The sequence below is a fragment of the Streptomyces vietnamensis genome (assembly GCF_000830005.1).
Classification (GTDB): domain Bacteria; phylum Actinomycetota; class Actinomycetes; order Streptomycetales; family Streptomycetaceae; genus Streptomyces; species Streptomyces vietnamensis.
Window position 1 is genome coordinate 4,172,620 of sequence record NZ_CP010407.1, and the last position, 15,385, is coordinate 4,188,004.

The 15,385-nt window shown below is 72.5% G+C and carries 16 protein-coding genes; 7 read left to right on the top strand and 9 right to left on the bottom strand.

From position 1 onward, the window contains the following. Positions 1–43: 43 nt before the first annotated feature. The 3 genes from SVTN_RS18575 to SVTN_RS18585 are packed head-to-tail and all read right to left on the bottom strand — an operon-like array spanning position 44 to position 2,852. Complete coding sequence (locus SVTN_RS18575; RefSeq protein ID WP_041130116.1) at positions 44–703, bottom strand: TrmH family RNA methyltransferase; 660 nt, start codon at positions 701–703, stop codon at positions 44–46. After that, entirely contained in the window at positions 700–1,980 is a 1,281-nt protein-coding gene (locus tag SVTN_RS18580) for an HTTM domain-containing protein (RefSeq protein ID WP_041130117.1), read from the bottom strand. Before SVTN_RS18580 ends, SVTN_RS18575 begins: the two co-directional genes overlap by 4 nt. Then, positions 1,977–2,852 (bottom strand): DUF5819 family protein, encoded by an 876-nt coding sequence (locus SVTN_RS18585; protein ID WP_041130118.1) that lies wholly within the window; start codon positions 2,850–2,852, stop codon positions 1,977–1,979. The genes SVTN_RS18580 and SVTN_RS18585 overlap by 4 nt, the downstream gene beginning before the upstream one ends. 112 nt (positions 2,853–2,964) lie before the next feature. Between SVTN_RS18585 and paaA the strand changes: the two genes are divergently transcribed. The 6 genes from paaA to SVTN_RS18615 all read left to right on the top strand — a co-directional run bounded on the left by paaA (position 2,965) and on the right by SVTN_RS18615 (position 7,844). Continuing rightward, a complete protein-coding gene (gene paaA, locus SVTN_RS18590; protein WP_041130119.1) occupies positions 2,965–3,981 on the top strand; it encodes a 1,2-phenylacetyl-CoA epoxidase subunit PaaA in 1,017 nt (338 codons plus the stop codon). Then, the gene (gene paaB / locus SVTN_RS18595) at positions 3,978–4,265 is read left to right on the top strand and encodes a 1,2-phenylacetyl-CoA epoxidase subunit PaaB (RefSeq protein WP_041130120.1); all 288 of its coding nucleotides are present in this window, start codon (positions 3,978–3,980) and stop codon (positions 4,263–4,265) included. The genes paaA and paaB overlap by 4 nt, the downstream gene beginning before the upstream one ends. Continuing rightward, the gene (paaC, locus tag SVTN_RS18600; protein WP_041130121.1) at positions 4,262–4,987 is read left to right on the top strand and encodes a 1,2-phenylacetyl-CoA epoxidase subunit PaaC; all 726 of its coding nucleotides are present in this window, start codon (positions 4,262–4,264) and stop codon (positions 4,985–4,987) included. The genes paaB and paaC overlap by 4 nt, the downstream gene beginning before the upstream one ends. Then, positions 4,981–5,478: a 1,2-phenylacetyl-CoA epoxidase subunit PaaD gene (paaD, locus tag SVTN_RS18605; RefSeq protein WP_041130122.1), complete on the top strand. Its 498-nt coding sequence runs from the start codon at positions 4,981–4,983 to the stop codon at positions 5,476–5,478. The genes paaC and paaD overlap by 7 nt, the downstream gene beginning before the upstream one ends. Beyond that, complete coding sequence (locus SVTN_RS18610; RefSeq protein ID WP_041130123.1) at positions 5,479–6,567, top strand: 2Fe-2S iron-sulfur cluster-binding protein; 1,089 nt, start codon at positions 5,479–5,481, stop codon at positions 6,565–6,567. A gap of 143 nt (positions 6,568–6,710) precedes the next feature. Further along, on the top strand, positions 6,711–7,844 hold the full coding sequence (locus SVTN_RS18615; RefSeq protein ID WP_041130124.1) for an acyl-CoA dehydrogenase family protein: 1,134 nt from the start codon (positions 6,711–6,713) through the stop codon (positions 7,842–7,844). Positions 7,845–7,859: 15 nt separating this feature from the next. On the opposite strand, the gene SVTN_RS18620 is transcribed toward SVTN_RS18615, so the two are convergent. The 4 genes from SVTN_RS18620 to SVTN_RS18635 all read right to left on the bottom strand — a co-directional run bounded on the left by SVTN_RS18620 (position 7,860) and on the right by SVTN_RS18635 (position 12,114). Continuing rightward, complete coding sequence (locus tag SVTN_RS18620; RefSeq protein WP_041130125.1) at positions 7,860–8,204, bottom strand: rhodanese-like domain-containing protein; 345 nt, start codon at positions 8,202–8,204, stop codon at positions 7,860–7,862. 56 nt (positions 8,205–8,260) lie between these two features. After that, complete coding sequence (locus tag SVTN_RS18625; protein ID WP_245727587.1) at positions 8,261–9,289, bottom strand: hypothetical protein; 1,029 nt, start codon at positions 9,287–9,289, stop codon at positions 8,261–8,263. A gap of 149 nt (positions 9,290–9,438) precedes the next feature. Beyond that, on the bottom strand, positions 9,439–10,899 hold the full coding sequence (locus SVTN_RS18630) for a DUF2252 domain-containing protein (protein WP_041130126.1): 1,461 nt from the start codon (positions 10,897–10,899) through the stop codon (positions 9,439–9,441). Between the two features lie 138 nt (positions 10,900–11,037). Further along, positions 11,038–12,114: an ABC-2 transporter permease gene (locus SVTN_RS18635; RefSeq protein WP_041134031.1), complete on the bottom strand. Its 1,077-nt coding sequence runs from the start codon at positions 12,112–12,114 to the stop codon at positions 11,038–11,040. A gap of 106 nt (positions 12,115–12,220) precedes the next feature. On the opposite strand from SVTN_RS18635, the gene SVTN_RS18640 reads away from it, so the two are divergent. Then, entirely contained in the window at positions 12,221–12,688 is a 468-nt protein-coding gene (locus SVTN_RS18640) for a MarR family winged helix-turn-helix transcriptional regulator (protein ID WP_041130127.1), read from the top strand. A gap of 49 nt (positions 12,689–12,737) precedes the next feature. On the opposite strand, the gene SVTN_RS18645 is transcribed toward SVTN_RS18640, so the two are convergent. Then, the gene (locus tag SVTN_RS18645) at positions 12,738–13,397 is read right to left on the bottom strand and encodes a response regulator (RefSeq protein WP_041130128.1); all 660 of its coding nucleotides are present in this window, start codon (positions 13,395–13,397) and stop codon (positions 12,738–12,740) included. Between the two features lie 36 nt (positions 13,398–13,433). Continuing rightward, entirely contained in the window at positions 13,434–15,221 is a 1,788-nt protein-coding gene (locus SVTN_RS18650) for a sensor histidine kinase (protein ID WP_425428988.1), read from the bottom strand. Positions 15,222–15,385: the final 164 nt, after the last annotated feature.

Below are 15,385 nucleotides of genomic sequence, written 5' to 3' on the forward strand. Positions count from 1 at the left end.
TCGTGGAGGCCCTCCGGGGCCTCCACGATTCCTCCTAGGCCTCCTAGGCCTCGATCTCCGCGTACCGCTGCACCCAGGCGTGCATGGCGATCGCGGCGGCCGCGCCCGCGTTGATCGACCGGGTCGAGCCGAACTGGGCGATCGAGCAGACCATCTCCACGTGGGCGCGGGCCTCCTCGGTGAGCCCCGGGCCCTCCTGTCCGAAGAGCAGCACACAGCGGCGCGGCAGCACGGTCCGCTCCAGCGGGACGGCGCCCGGCAGGTTGTCGATCCCGATGACCGGGATGCCCTCGGCCGCCGCCCACGAGGTCAGCGACGCGGTGTCCGGGTGGTGCCGGACGTGCTGGTAGCGGTCGGTGACCATGGCGCCCCGCCGGTTCCAGCGGCGCCGGCCCACGATGTGGACCTCCTTCGCCAGGAAGGCGTTGGCGGTCCGCACCACCGAGCCGATGTTGAAGTCGTGGCCCCAGTTCTCCACCGCCACGTGGAAGTCGTGCCGCCGGGTGTCCAGGTCGGCGACGACCGCCTCGCGCGTCCAGTACCGGTAGCGGTCGACGACATTGCGCCGGTCGCCGCCGGCGAGCAGCTCGGGGTCGTACCGCTCGTCCCGCGGCCACGGCTCCGGGTGCGGCCCGACGCCGATCTCGGGGCCGAAGCCCTCGTCGTACTGGACCGGCTCGGACTGTTCTTCGGTGGTGCTCACCCGACGAGGGTACGGGGACCGTGCTCCTCACCCGTACGGCGCTGCTCGGGCAGCGACTCGGCGGGCGCCTCGGCGGGTGTCCGGCGCAGCAGCCGGTCCCTGCCCCGGGCCGCCCGGGTTCCCAGCCACACCAGGAACGCCGTCGGCAGGAACACGGCGTCGGCGGAGATCATCGCCAGCGAGAAGACCGGCAGTCCGAGGAGGACCGCGATGCCGGCGTGCTCCGCCATCATCACGACGAGGAGGACGTTCTTGACCTTGCGGTTGAAGAGCGTGAAGGGGAAGGCGACCTGGGCGATCACCGTGCCGTAGGTCAGCAGCATCACCATGATCCCGCTGGCGCCGAGCAGCTCGGAGAGGGCCGGCCAGGGCGAGAAGTAGTCCAGGTGGAGCGGGTAGAACAGGGCGGTGCCGTCCTCCCAGCGCGAGCCCTGGATCTTGTACCAGCCGGCCGTGGAGTAGATCAGGCAGACCTCCGCCATGAGCACGACGAGGGTGGCGTTGTGCGCGAGGTTGGCGAGGGCGTCGAGCAGGATGCGCGGCTCCCCGGGCGCGACCCGGCGGACCAGCCACCACAGGCCGTTCCCGAGCCACAGCACCCACAGCAGCACCAGCACCCACCACTCGCCACTGACGTCGCCGAACCAGGTGGCGGCGAGGAGGAAGCCGCCGAGCACGGTCCACAGCAGCGGTCCGACGACATCGCGGCGCGGGCTCTCCCCGGCGCGGGCCGCACGGGCCTCGCGGGCCGCCCGCCGGGCGTCGAGGGACCACACCTGGCCGCAGCGGGTGAAAACGAGGTAGATCGAGGCGAGGTGGAGGACGTTGTCGCCGCCGTCGCCCACGAAGACGGCGCGGTTCAGCAGCGAGAGCACCCCGACCATGAAGACCACGGACACGGCCCGGGTGCGCCAGCCCACCAGGAGCAGGGCGGCGGAGAGCACGGCGAGCCCGTAGACGAGCTCGAACCAGACCCGGCCGTCCGACCACAGGAGCACGGTGAAGGCCCGGTTGTCGGCGATCAGCCGCTGCGCCATCTCGAAGGACCAGGGGCTGTCGGGGCCGTACAGCAGGTGGCGGTGCGGCAGCTCGCGCAGCAGGAAGATCAGCCAGGTCAGCGAGAAGCCGATCCGTACGATCGCGCTCTGGTACGGGGCGAGGGAGCGGCCCGTGACGGCCTGCACGGCGCGGGCGAGCCGGCGGTCGAAGGGCTCGCGGGCACGCGCGGGCGTGGCGGGGGAGGTGCTCATCGGCGGCGTGGCGGGGGAGGTGCTCATCGGCCCGCCTCCGTGCGGCTCGCGCCGGCGCCGGTGGTCCGGTCGGCTTCGGTGACGATCCACCACGGGAAGTCGCGGTAGGAGGGGGTGGACCGCGTCTTCTCGGTGCTCCACCGGGGGGCGGGGACCGGCCGGGAGACGGTGCGGAGCTGGATGCGCCGCGCGTCGGCGCCGATCGCGCGTCCGTCGGGGCCTTCGAGGGCGTCGAGCCTGAGCATCGCGATGCGGCGCATGTACTGCTCCGAGAGGGTGCCGCGCAGCCCGTTGGGGCGGCCGCCGTCATTGTGCGTGTTGAGGTAGAAGTCCACGGCCCTGCGGAGCTGGTTCTGCTGCGCGTGGCTGGGCATCGGGTTGTGCCGTACGGCCTCGATGTCCTGGGCGGTGAGGTCGATCCAGTCGGTGGTGCGGCGGCCGCCGTCGGCGGTGACGAGCTCGGCGCGGACCTCGACGGCGATGTTCGTCTGGAGCGGATTGGGCGCGAAGAGCTTCCAGTTCTGCTCGAACTCGGGATAGATCCAGTCGTCGACGGCCTCGCCGTGCCGCTTGGTCAGCGTGTTGGACGGCGCCACGTGCAGGAACACCATCGCCAGGTGGACGCAGGCGAACACGCCGACGACGGCGAGCGCCACGGCGACGACGACCTGGTAGGGCAGCGAGAGCGCCATGATCCCGACGCCGGAACGGGCCTCGGATCCCTTGGGTCCATCGATCGCCCCGGCCGCCTCGGCCCTCTCAACCGCCCCTGCCGCCTCGGCCGCCTCGGCCCCGGCAGCGGTGCCCGGGGTCTCGGGAGGAGTGACCGCCGGGTCCTCGGAGGGTCTCCGCCCCTCGCCGCTCACCTCGACCGCGTCCTTTTCGACGTACGCGTCCATCCCGCCCCGATCCCGATCGACCCGCCTCGGTTATCCACAGGGTTGACACCATACGGGCCGCCGACCCACCATTGAAGTCATTCAACCGAACGATCGGTCGGTAGGGAGTCTGATGACCGCAGTGACGGCAGGGACGACAGGGACCACGGGCACGCCCGGCGCGTCGGACGCGGCCGTGGCGGCGGAGCAGGCCGCCTACGAGGCCGTGTTCGACGCCGCCGTCGCCGCCGACGAGCGCATCGAGCCGCGCGACTGGATGCCCGAGGACTACCGGGCCTCGCTCGTCCGGCAGATCGCGCAGCACGCCCACTCCGAGATCATCGGCATGCAGCCCGAGGCCAACTGGATCACCCGGGCGCCCTCCCTGCGGCGCAAGGCGATCCTCATGGCCAAGGTCCAGGACGAGGCCGGCCACGGCCTGTACCTGTACAGCGCGGCGGAGACCCTCGGCACCAGCCGCGACGAGCTGCTCGACAAGCTCCACTCCGGCCGCCAGAAGTACTCCTCGATCTTCAACTACCCCACGCTGACCTGGGCCGACGTCGGCGCGATCGGCTGGCTGGTAGACGGTGCCGCCATCACCAACCAGGTCCCCCTCTGCCGCTGCTCCTACGGCCCGTACGCCCGCGCGATGGTCCGAGTCTGCAAGGAGGAGTCCTTCCACCAGCGCCAGGGATACGAGGCACTGCTCGCCCTGTCGAACGGCACCGAGGCCCAGCACGCCATGGCGCAGGACGCGGTGAACCGCTGGTGGTGGCCCTCGCTCATGATGTTCGGCCCGCCGGACGACGAGTCGACGCACACCGCCCAGGCGATGGCCTGGAAGATCAAGCGCCACACCAACGACGAACTGCGCCAGCGCTTCGTCGACATCGCCGTACCGCAGGCCGAGGCCCTCGGCCTCACCCTCCCCGACCCCGACATCCGGTGGAACGAGGAGCGCGGGCACTACGACTTCGGCCCGATCGACTGGACCGAGTTCTGGGACGTCCTCAAGGGGAACGGCCCCTGCAACGACCAGCGGCTGAGCAAGCGGCGCCAGGCCCACGAGGACGGCGCCTGGGTCAGGGAAGCGGCGGCGGCCTACGCGGAGAAGCACACCGGAAAGCACGGGGAGGCACAGGCATGACGACCGACGGTTGGCCGCTGTGGGAGGTGTTCGTGCGCTCCCGCCGCGGACTGTCCCACACCCACGCGGGCAGTCTCCACGCACCCGACGCGGAGATGGCCCTGCGCAACGCCCGCGACCTGTACACCCGCCGGTCCGAAGGCGTGTCGATCTGGGTCGTCCCCTCGGCGGCGATCACCGCCTCCTCGCCCGACGAGAAGGACCCCTTCTTCGAGCCGGCCGCGGACAAGCCCTACCGCCACCCGACCTTCTACGAGATCCCGGAAGGGGTGAAGCACCTGTGACCACCGAGACCACCGTTTCGACGGCCGCGGCGCTCGCCCTCGGCGACGACGCCCTCGTCCTCTCCCACCGCCTGGGGGAGTGGGCCGGCTCCGCCCCCGTCCTGGAGGAGGAGGTCGCCCTGGCCAACATCGCCCTCGACCTCCTCGGCCAGGCCCGGGTCCTGCTCTCCCTCGTCGGCGACGAGGACGAACTGGCCTACCTCCGCGAGGAGCGCTCCTTCCGCAACAGCCAGCTGGTCGAGCAGCCGAACGGCGACTTCGCCCACACCATCGCCCGGCAGCTCTACTTCTCCACCTACCAGCGCCTCCTGTACGGGCAGCTGGCCTCCGGCGACGGCCCCTTCGCCGGCCTCGCGGCCAAGGCCGTCAAGGAGGTCGCCTACCACCAGGACCACGCCGAGCACTGGACCCTCCGCCTCGGCGACGGCACCCCCGAGAGCCACCAGCGGATGCAGCGCGCCTGCGACGCCCTCTGGCGGTACACCGGCGAACTGTTCCAGCCCGTCGACGGCCTCGACGTGGACCTCCCGGCCCTGGAGACCACCTGGCTGGACTCGGTCACCGACGTCCTCGGCCGCGCCACCCTCACCGTCCCCTCCGGACCCCGCACCGGCGCCTGGAGCGCGGGCGCCGGCCGACAGGGCCTGCACACCGAACCCTTCGGACGGATGCTCGCCGAGATGCAGCACCTGCACCGCAGCCACCCGGGGGCGACATGGTGACCATGACGGCCCTGGAGGAGGAACTGAGCCGCATCGCCGGCTCCGTCCCCGATCCCGAGCTGCCCGTCCTCACCCTGGAGGAACTCGGCGTCATGCGGGGCGTGCAGGTCCTCGGCCCCGGCCGGGTCGAGGTCTCCCTCACCCCCACCTACACGGGCTGCCCCGCCATCGAGGCCATGGCCTCCGACATCGAGCAGGCCCTCCACGAGCACGGCGTGCCGGACGTCTCCGTCGTCACCGTCCTCGCCCCCGCCTGGTCCACCGACGACATCAGCGAGGAAGGGCGGCGCAAACTCACCGAGTTCGGCATCGCCCCGCCACGCCCCCAGGGACCCGCCGACGGCCCCGTGCCGCTCACCCTGGCCATCCGCTGCCCCCACTGCGGATCCACCGACACCGAGCTCCTGAGCCGCTTCTCCTCCACCGCGTGCAAGGCACTGCGCCGCTGCACCGCCTGCCGCGAACCGTTCGACCACTTCAAGGAGTTGTAGATGGAGTCCTCAGCCGCCGGACGGGCCGGATTCCATCCCCTCAGGGTGAGCGAGGTCGACCGGCTCACGGACGACTCCGTGGCCGTCACCTTCGCGGTCCCGCCCGAACTCCACGAGGCGTACCGGCACCTCCCCGGCCAGCACCTCGCCCTGCGCCGCACCGGCGAGCAGGGGGAGGAGATCCGGCGCACCTACTCGATCTGCGCCCCCGCCTCCCCGGCCGGCGAGCCCCCCGTCCTGCGCGTCGGCATCCGGCTCGTCGACGGCGGCTCGTTCTCCACGTACGCGCTCAAGGAACTGGCCGTCGGCGACCTCGTCGAGGTCATGGAACCGATGGGCCGCTTCTCGCTCACCCCGCGCCCCGGCCACTTCGCCGCCATCGTCGGCGGCAGCGGCATCACCCCGGTCCTGTCGATGGCGGCCACCCTGCTCGCCCGCGAGCCGGAGGCCCGGTTCTGCCTGATCCGCAGCGACCGCACCGCCGCGTCCACGATGTTCCTCGACGAGGTCGCCGACCTCAAGGACCGCTACCCGGACCGCTTCCAGCTGATCACCGTGCTCTCCCGGGAGGAGCAGCAGGCGGGACTGCCGTCCGGCCGCCTCGACCGCGAACGGCTCGCCGCACTGCTGCCCGCGATGCTTCCGGTCGACACGATCGACGGCTGGTTCCTCTGCGGCCCCTTCGGACTCGTCCAGGGCGCCGAGCAGGCACTGCGCGGCCTGGGCGTCGACCGCGGCAGGATCCACCAGGAGATCTTCCACGTCGACGACGGCTCCGCGCCCGCCCCGGCCCCCGCGGCCGACGCCCCGGCGCACGCCACCCTGACCGCGACCCTGCACGGCCGGTCCGGCACCTGGCCGGTGGAGCGGGGCGAAACCCTCCTCGACACGGTGCTCCGCGCCCGCGCGGACGCCCCGTACGCCTGCAAGGGCGGGGTGTGCGGCACCTGCCGTGCCTTCCTCGTCGGCGGAGAGGTGCGGATGGACAGGAACTTCGCCCTGGAGCCGGAGGAGACCGAAGCCGGATACGTCCTGGCCTGCCAGTCCCATCCGGCCACCCCGGACGTGGAGTTGGACTTCGACCGCTGAGAACCGCTGCCGGAGCTGAGAACCGCTGCCTGAACGGTGGCGCCGACGAAGTGCGGCGCCACCATTCCCTTCCCCTAGAACCTGTTCTATCTTGACGATCCGTCAGACAGAGAGACAGGCGTCGGCAACGGGAAGGCAGCACCGTGGACTTCACCTTCACCGAAGAGCAGCAGGCGGCCGTCGAGGCGGCCAAGGCGGTCTTCAAGGACGTCACGCCCGACGCGGTCCCGAGCCCCGCCCTCACCCCGGGCGCCGTGGCCGAGGACCTCGACCGGCCGCTCTGGTCCCGGCTCGCCGCCGCCGACCTCCTCGGCCTCACCCTGGCCCCCGAGCACGGCGGCACCGGACTCGACCCCGTCGCCCTCTGCCTCGTCCTGCGCGAGTCCGCCCGCGTCCTCGCCCGCGTCCCGCTTCTGGAGACCAGCGCCGTCGCCCTGACCGTCGAGCGGTACGCCCACCCCCGTACGGCCGCCGCGCTCCTCCCCCGTATCGCCCGCGGCGAACTCGTCCTCACCGCCGCCTCCCAGGGACGCACCGGCCACGAACCCGCCGACCGGGCCGTCACCGCGCGCCGCGACGGAACCGACTGGATCCTCGACGGCCTCCAGACCGCCGTCCCCTGGGCCCACACGGCCGACCTCATCGCCGTACCGGCCCACACCACCGAAGGCGACACGATCCTCGCCCTGCTACCCCGCACCCACGAGGGCCTCGCCCTCACCGCCCAGTACTCCACCAGCGGCGAACTCCTCGCCGAACTGCGCCTCGACGCCGTACGCCTCGACGCCACGGACGTCATCGACACCGCCGGCGCCTGGGAACGGCTGCGCGACACCCTCACCACCGGAACCTGCGCGCTCGCCCTCGGCCTCGGCGAGGCCGTCCTCGCCATGACGAGCCAATACACCGGAAAACGCGAGCAGTTCGGCCACCCCGTGGCCACGTTCCAGGCCGTCGCCGTCCAGACCGCCGACCGCTACATCGACCTGCGCGCCATGGAGGCCACCCTCTGGCAGGCCGCCTGGCGCCTCTCCAGTGACGCGGACGGAGCGCTCCCCGTGGCGGGGGACATCGCCGTCGCGAAGATCTGGGCCTCCGAAGGCGTACGACGCGTGGTGCAGACCGCCCAGCACCTGCACGGCGGCTTCGGCGCCGACACCGACTACCCGCTGCACCGCTACCACGCCTGGGCCAAGCACCTCGAACTGTCCCTCGGCCCCGCCGCGGCCCACGAGGAGGCCCTCGGCGACCTGCTGGCCGCCCACCCCCTCGGCTGACGTCTCAGACGTCCCTCAGAGGACGAACGCCGGGCTGCCGCTCTCCGCGACCATCGGACGCCCGGCACCGTCCCAGGCCATCATCCCGCCGTCCACGTTCACGGCGTCGAAGCCCTGCTGCACCAGGTACTGCGTGACCTGCGCCGAACGGCCGCCCACCCGGCACATCACATAGGCGCGACCGTGCTCGGCCACCGCCTCCGTCACCTCACCGAAGCGGGCCACGAAGTCGCTCATCGGCACGTGCAGCGCGCCCTCGACGTGACCGGCCTTCCACTCGTCGTCCTCCCTGACGTCCAGCACCAGGGCATCGGCCGGCACGGAAGCCGCGTCCACCGAGGGCAGCGGGGAGAAATTCATGGGAGGCGCCTTCTTTCGTCCAGTACCGCCCGAGCCCTTCGGGTGGTACTGAAAACCTACTGCACCAGCCCCGCCAGCTCGGTCTCCCGCTCGGCGACCTGCGCGAGCAGCTGCTCGGCGATCTCCTCCAGGAGCTGGTCCGGGTCGTCCGGCGCCATCCGCAGCATCGCGCCGATCGCACTCTCCTCCAGCTCGCGCGCCACCGCCGACAGCATGTCCTTGCGCTCGGCCAGCCACTCCAGGCGCGCGTACAGCTCCTCGCTCTCGCTGAGCCGCTCCTCGGCCGGCACAGGACCGGCCTCCCACTCCGCGGACAGCTCGCGCAGCAGCGCCTCGTCGCCCCGGGCGTAGGCGGCGTTCACCCGCGTGATGAACTCCTCGCGCCGCTTCCGCTCCTCCTCCTCGCGGGCCAGGTCGGGGTGGGCCTTGCGGGCCAGCTCGCGGTAGAGCCTGCGGGCCTCCTCACCGGGACGGACCCGCTTCGGCGGCTGCACCGGCCGGTCGGTGAGCATCGCGGCGGCTTCGGGGGAGAGGCCGTCGCCGTCGATCCAGTCGTGGAACAGCTCGTCCACGCCGGGCATCGGCAGCACCGCGGCCCGCGCCTCCTGCGCCCGCCGCAGGTCCTCGGGGTCCCCGGTACGCGCCGCCCGCGCCTCGGCGATCCGCGCGTCGAGCTCGTCGAGCCGCGCGTACATCGGCCCGAGCTTCTGGTGGTGCAGCCGCGAGAAGTTCTCCACCTCGACCCGGAAGGTCTCGACGGCGATCTCGAACTCGATCAACGCCTGCTCGGCCACCCGCACAGCCTGCTCCAACCGAGCCTCAGGCCGCTCGTCCCCGCCCTGGGGACCTGCGACCTGCTCGCCCCCGGCCTGCGGACCCGCGACCTGCTCGTCCCCGCCCTGGGGACCCGCAGCCTGCTGGTCCCCGACCTGCTGCCCCGTCGCCTGCTCGTCTCCGGACCGGTCGGCCTCGGGCCGCTCGTCCCCGGCCTGCGGGCCCGCAGCCTGCTGGTCCCCGGACTGGTCGGCCTCGGGCCGCTCGTCCCCGGGTCCCTCGTTCACACCCTGGTCCACGCTCACGTCCACGCCGCCCAAGTCCTCGTTCCGCCTCGTCCCACTCAGCCTACGGTCCTCTCGGGGGGGCCTCCCCCCTCCCTCCCCCTCCCGCCCCTCCCCCTTCAGCTCCCCCACCCGCACGCTCCCGCCCCGCCCGCACGCTCCGCGCGCGGCGGACGTCAGACGCCCAGTTCCGCCGCTATGCGACCCGTGCGGACGGCCGAGAGGAGGTCGGCGTGGTCGGCGGTGGTGCGGTCCGCGTAGGTGACGGCGAAGGAGGCGACGGCCTCGTCGAGCTCCTCGTTCTTGCCGCAGTAGCCGGATATCAGGCGCGGGTCGGCGCTGTGGGCGTGCGCACGGGCGAGCAGGGCGCCGGTCATCCGCCCGTAGTCGTCGAGCTGCTCCGCGGTGAGGGCGGCGGGATCCACGCTGCCCTTGCGGTTGCGGAACTGGCGCACCTGGAACGGGCGCCCCTCGACCGTGGTCCAGCCCAGCAGGATGTCGCTGACGACCTGCATCCGCTTCTGTCCGAGCACCACGCGCCGTCCCTCGTGGCCGGTGTCCGGCACGGTGAAGCCGGCGGCCGGCAGATGGGGCAGCAGGGCCGACGGCCGGGCCTCCTTCACCTGGAGCACCAGGGGCTCGCCCCGGTGGTCGAGGAGCAGGACCACATAGGAGCGGGTGCCGACGCTGCCGGTGCCGACCACCCGGAAGGCCACGTCGTGGACGGCGTACCGGGCGAGGAGCGGCAGTCTGTCCTCGGACACGGTCTCCAGGTACGCGCCGAGGGAGGCGGCGACCTCGGCGGCCTCGGCGTCCGGGACCCTGCGCAGCACCGGGGGAGCGTCCACGAACCTGCGGCCGCCGCCCTCGGCGTCCGTCACGGCCTCGGTCGACCGGGCGGCGAACCGGGCGCTCGTGTTGTTGCGGGCCTTGGCGGAGACCCGCTCCAGGGTGCCGAGGAGGTCGCGGGCGTCGGTGTGCGAGACGAGTTCCTCGTCGGCGATCGCGTTCCAGGCGTCGTGGGCGGGCAGTCGGGCGAGCAGGCGCATGGTGCGCCGGTAGGCGCCGACGGTGTCGAAGGCGGCGGCCCGGCACACGTCCTCGTCCGCTCCCACTTCCCGTCCGGCGAGGACGAGGGAGGTGGCGAGCCTCTTGAGGTCCCACTCCCAGGGGCCGACGACGGTCTCGTCGAAGTCGTTGAGGTCCATGACGAGCCGGCCGCGGGCGTCCCCGTAGAGGCCGAAGTTGGCGGCGTGCGCGTCGCCGCATATCTGGGCGGCTATCCCGGTGACGGGCGTCCCGGCGAGGTCCTGGGCCATCAGTCCGGCGGAGCCGCGCAGGAAGGCGAAGGGGCTCGCCGCCATCCTGCCGACCCGTATCGGCGTGAGCTCGGGGACCCGGCCCCGGCTCGATTCCTCGACGGCGCGCACGGCGTCCGGACGGTCGGCGGCGAGGGCCGGCCGGTCGTGCGAGGAGCGGGGGACGCGCTCGCGCAGCTGCTTGCCGCGGTCCTTGGGGGAGACCCCGGTGCCGGGCGCGGTGCGGCGCGCGAACCCCGGCACGTGCGGGACGCGCGCCCCGTCCTGCCCTCCGTCCGTGCCGCGCTGTCCTGGCACGACGGCCCGGTTCTCGTCCATGGGACGCCCTCCCCCGATGCGTTGTCCAACATCATCCGGCCCCGACCGTACCGCCGTTCCCGATCGACCGTCTCCCCCTGTGGGCAACGCCTGTGGACAACCTCCGGGTCCCGCCCTCGGGTCGAGTCGGCCCGGTCCTCAGACCGCGACGGCCTCCTCCATCTCCTCCTCGGCTTCGGCCTCGGTCCGGGCAGCCTCGGCCCGGGCATCGGAACCGGTCGGCGCCGTGGTCACGGCGCCCGCCTTCCTCCGTCGTGCCTCCGTGAGCCCGGCGAGGACGACGAGCACGGCGCCGGCGAGGAGCCAGAGGGCGAGGACGAGGACGTGCCCGCCCACCCCGTGGCCGTCGAAGTAGACGTGGCCGCGCACGCCTTCGACGAAGCCCGCGCCGTTCCAGAAGGCGTGCAGCGAGCCGAAGAAGCCGGGCTGGAGCTCGGGGCGGTAGATGCCGCCGGAGCTCGTGAAGTTGAGCATGACGAAGAGCACCATCACGCCGAGCGTGGTCCAGCGGCGCAGGAAGGTGTGCAGGCCGACGCCGACGGCGAGGATGCCCGCCGCGTACAGCCAGGACATCGCCCACACGCCGCCGAGTCCCTGGTCGACGAGGTGGAAGACCGGTCCGGCGAAGAGGGTGCCGATGAGGCTGACGACGAGCGACATGCCGGCGGCGAGGAGGGCCCTGATCCGCATGGGCAGGACGGCGCCGGCTCCGCCGATGACGGCGACCGAGGCGTACGCGCCGATGCTGAGGGCGACGAGCAGGAAGAAGACGCCCTGGCCCGTGGGGTCGCCGGAGGCGGTGGGGGCGATGTCGGTGACTTCGAGCGGTGCGTCCTGGGCGGCGGCGACCTTGGTGAACACCTTCTCGACCGCCATGGCGCTGGTGTCGGAGGAGCCGGAGGCGACGAGCAGTTCGGGCTTCTCGCCGGGGATGTAGGCGCCGAAGCTGCGCTGTTCGCGCAGTGCGGAGACGGCCGTGTCCCGGTCGGTGACGGTACGGACGTCGAGGGCGCCGGCGCCCTTGTTCTGGAGCGTCTGCGCGAGGACCTGTGTGGTGGGGTCGGAGCCGACGACGTCGACGCGCAGGTCGTGGGGTTCGGGCGCGTGGAAGGCACCGAGGTAGGCGAGCCCCATGCCGATGCACATCAACAGGGGGGTGAGCAGATGTCCGAGGACATGCCGCAACGCACCGCTGGTGTTCGGTCCTGCGGACACCGAGACCTCCATGGTTGGCTTTTACAACTAAAGAACCGTTGTACTATACAACCGAATGTCCGCACGGTGCACCCCGCACCCGGACGACAGCAGTAGGGAGCGCACGATGATCGGCGGCGCACAGCCACCCCGTGAGGCATCCGTGGACGTCATCCAGCGCGAGCTGACGGCCTTCGCCCGTCGGGCCCGGGCCGCGGCGGCCCGGGTCCACCCCGAGCTCCCGCTCGTCTCGTACACGCTCCTCGCCCACATCGAGGAGCAGCGCGGCTGCCGGGCCACCGACCTCGCGGCCCACTACCTCCTGGACAAGTCGACGGTCAGCCGCCAGATCGCCGGCCTGGAGAAGCTCGGCTTCGTCGAGCGCCGCCCGGCCCCCGAGGACCACCGGGTGCAGGTCCTGCACCCCACCGAGGCCGGCACCAAGGTCCTCGCCGCGGCCCAGACGAGCCGCATGGCCGCCTTCCAGCAGCGCCTGGAGGACTGGTCGGCCGAGGACCTCGCCCGCTTCGCCGCGTACCTGCTGCACTACAACTCCGCGGCCACGAACCCCGCCCCCGGCACCCCGCCGAACTGAACCTCGCCCGGGGCTCTTCCCCCAAAGAGCCCGAGCCTCTACAGCCCCGCTACAGCCCCGCGTCCCGCGCGAGCAGCGCCGCCTGCACCCGGTTCTCGCAGTGCAGCTTGGACAGGATCCGGCTCACGTACGTCTTCACCGTGCCCTCGCTCATGTGCAGCCGCTTTCCGGCGTCCGCGTTGGAGAGTCCCTCGCCGAGCAGTGCCAGGACGTCCCGCTCCTTCTCGCTGAGCGCCGCCACCCGCGTCCGCGCCTCCTCGGCGCGCGCCACCTCGCGGCCCATGGCCAGCCGCTCCACCACGTGCCGGGTCGCCGCGGGCGACAGATACGCGTCCCCCGCCGCGGCCGCCCGCACCGCCCGGATCAGCTCGGCGGGCGCCGTGTCCTTGAGCAGGAACCCGGCACCCCCGTGCTCCAGGGCCCGCAGCACGTTCTCCCGCTCACCGAAGGTCGTCAGGACGATCACCCGGGCCGCGGGCGCGGCCCGGCGCAGCTCCGGCAGGGCGGAGAGGCCGTCGAGCACCGGCATCTGGATGTCGAGGAGCACCACGTCCGCGGCGTGCGCCCGGGCGGCCTCGACCGCCTCCCGCCCGTTGGCGGCCTCCGCGACGACCTCGATCTCCGGGTCGGAGATGAGGATCATCCGGATCCCGGCCCTGATCAGAGGCTCGTCGTCGGCGATCACGACCCTGATGGGCTGCCCTGCCACTGCTTCTCCCCCGCGCCCGGTACGGGCCGCTCAGCGCTAACGCTGCTTGACCGCGTACGACTTCTTCTCGATCAGCTTGCCGTCCTTGAAGCAGAACCGGAAAACGGGATCCTCGTCGTAGGCGGTGTCGCCCATGTCCGAGGACATCAGCACCAGGCAGTCGGCTCCCGCGGGCCGTGCGGGTCCCGGGCCGTCCAGCCCTGTGATGTCTATGGCGTCGCCCGAGGGCAGCCGGTCCCGGACCTCCTTCTCGGTCATCCCGACCTTCACCGCCTCGTACTGGGCGGGGTCGATCATCATTCCGTCACTCACCGACGAGCCCATGAGGAAGAAGAGGCCGAAGCCTCCCGCCACCACCAACAGGAGGACCACCACGAACGCGATTCCGCAGCCGATCACGATCCCCCCGCCCGTGCTCCCGCCCTTGCCCCCACGCACCGCCATGGCCAGCTCCCGCTCCGTGAACGTCCAGTCGGCCGGTCCGACCGCGACCGGACGACCATCGCCCACCAACGGCTTCGTGGTCTGCTGCCGGAAGTCGTCGGCCGCATCGACCAAAGGCGCGATCTCGGCGACCGGCGCCGCCCCGTACGGCAGCATCCCGGCCACCCGGAACCCGCCGTCGTCGGCCGGCCCCGCATGGCACATGCCGCCCACCAGCCGGGCCCGCTCGACGAGCCCGGCCAGCCCCTGGCCGCCACTCACCACGTCCTCCACCGGTCCGTCCACCGGCTTGCCGTTGACGACCTCCACGACGAAGGTGTCCGGCTCGTAGCGCAGCTCGACGCCGATCGGCGTCCCGGGTGCGTGCTTGTAGGCGTTGGTCAGGGCCTCCTGCACGATCCTGTACGCGGCGTGGTCGGCGGCCGGCGCCAGTGGTCTCTCCTCCCCGAGCCGCCGCAGCCCGACCGAGGTGCCTGCCGCCCGGGCCGCCGCCACGAGCCCCTCGATGCCGGCGGTCCCGCGTGCGGCCCGCCCCGTCTCGTCCCCGGCCGGCGCGGGCGCGGCCGCCGTACCGTCCTCCGCCGCGACCCCGTCCCGGAGTATCCCGACGACCTCCCGCAGCTCCTGCATGGCGGTCACCGAGGCGTTCCGCAGGACGCCGACCACCTCGCGCTGCCGCTCGCCCAGTTCACGGTCCACTTCGAGAGCCCCCGTGTGGACGGCGATCAGCGCCAGCTGGTGCCCGAGGCTGTCGTGCATGTCCTGGGCGATCCGCTGCCGCTCGCGCAGCCTGGCCTGCCAGACCACCATGTTCCGCTCGCGCAGCAGTTGCGCGTTGCGCTCCTGGAGCGCGTGCAGCAGGGTCCGCCGCTGGGTCCAGTAGCGGTGGGCGAGCCCGGGAGCCAGCGTGGTGCCCAGGTAGTAGAGGGTCGCCATGAAGGCGACGGTGAGCAGCCGCTGCCGGTCCCAGGTCTCCAGGAGCATCCCGCCGACGTTCAGGACGAAGGCGGCGACGAACGCGGCCAGTGCCCGCCCGGCGCTGGCCACGTACCGGCCGGACGACCAGCCGAGCACGATGAGCAGGGGCCCGAGGCCAGGCAGGAAGGGTGCGATGCCGGCGGTCAGGACGAGCACGCCCGCGGGGAGTCTGCGCCGCGCCAGCGACAGCACGGCCGCGCCCGCGGCGGCTGCGGCCAGCCGCCATCCCTCGCCGCCCATGAGTTCCTCGGCGCCCGCGGCGAGCAGCGCGAGGACCACGGCGAGGGCCACCTCACCGGTGATCCTCTGCCGCGACCACTGCCCGGGCATCACGAACCAGTTCCACCAGGCGGCAGCCCTGGCTCCGAGCTCCCGTGCGGTCCAGCCCCCCGACTTCGACATAGCGTCCACGCTCGAACCCTAGGCAGCGCCCACAACCCCGGACGCCTCTCTTTCGTCTCGCCCCCCGAAGACAAAAGTCGCGCGTCCTCCGCGCCGACGTGGGAAGGCTCACATCCAGGCCAACACACGCGGAAGCCCCGTAGGTTGATGACCTACGGGGCTTC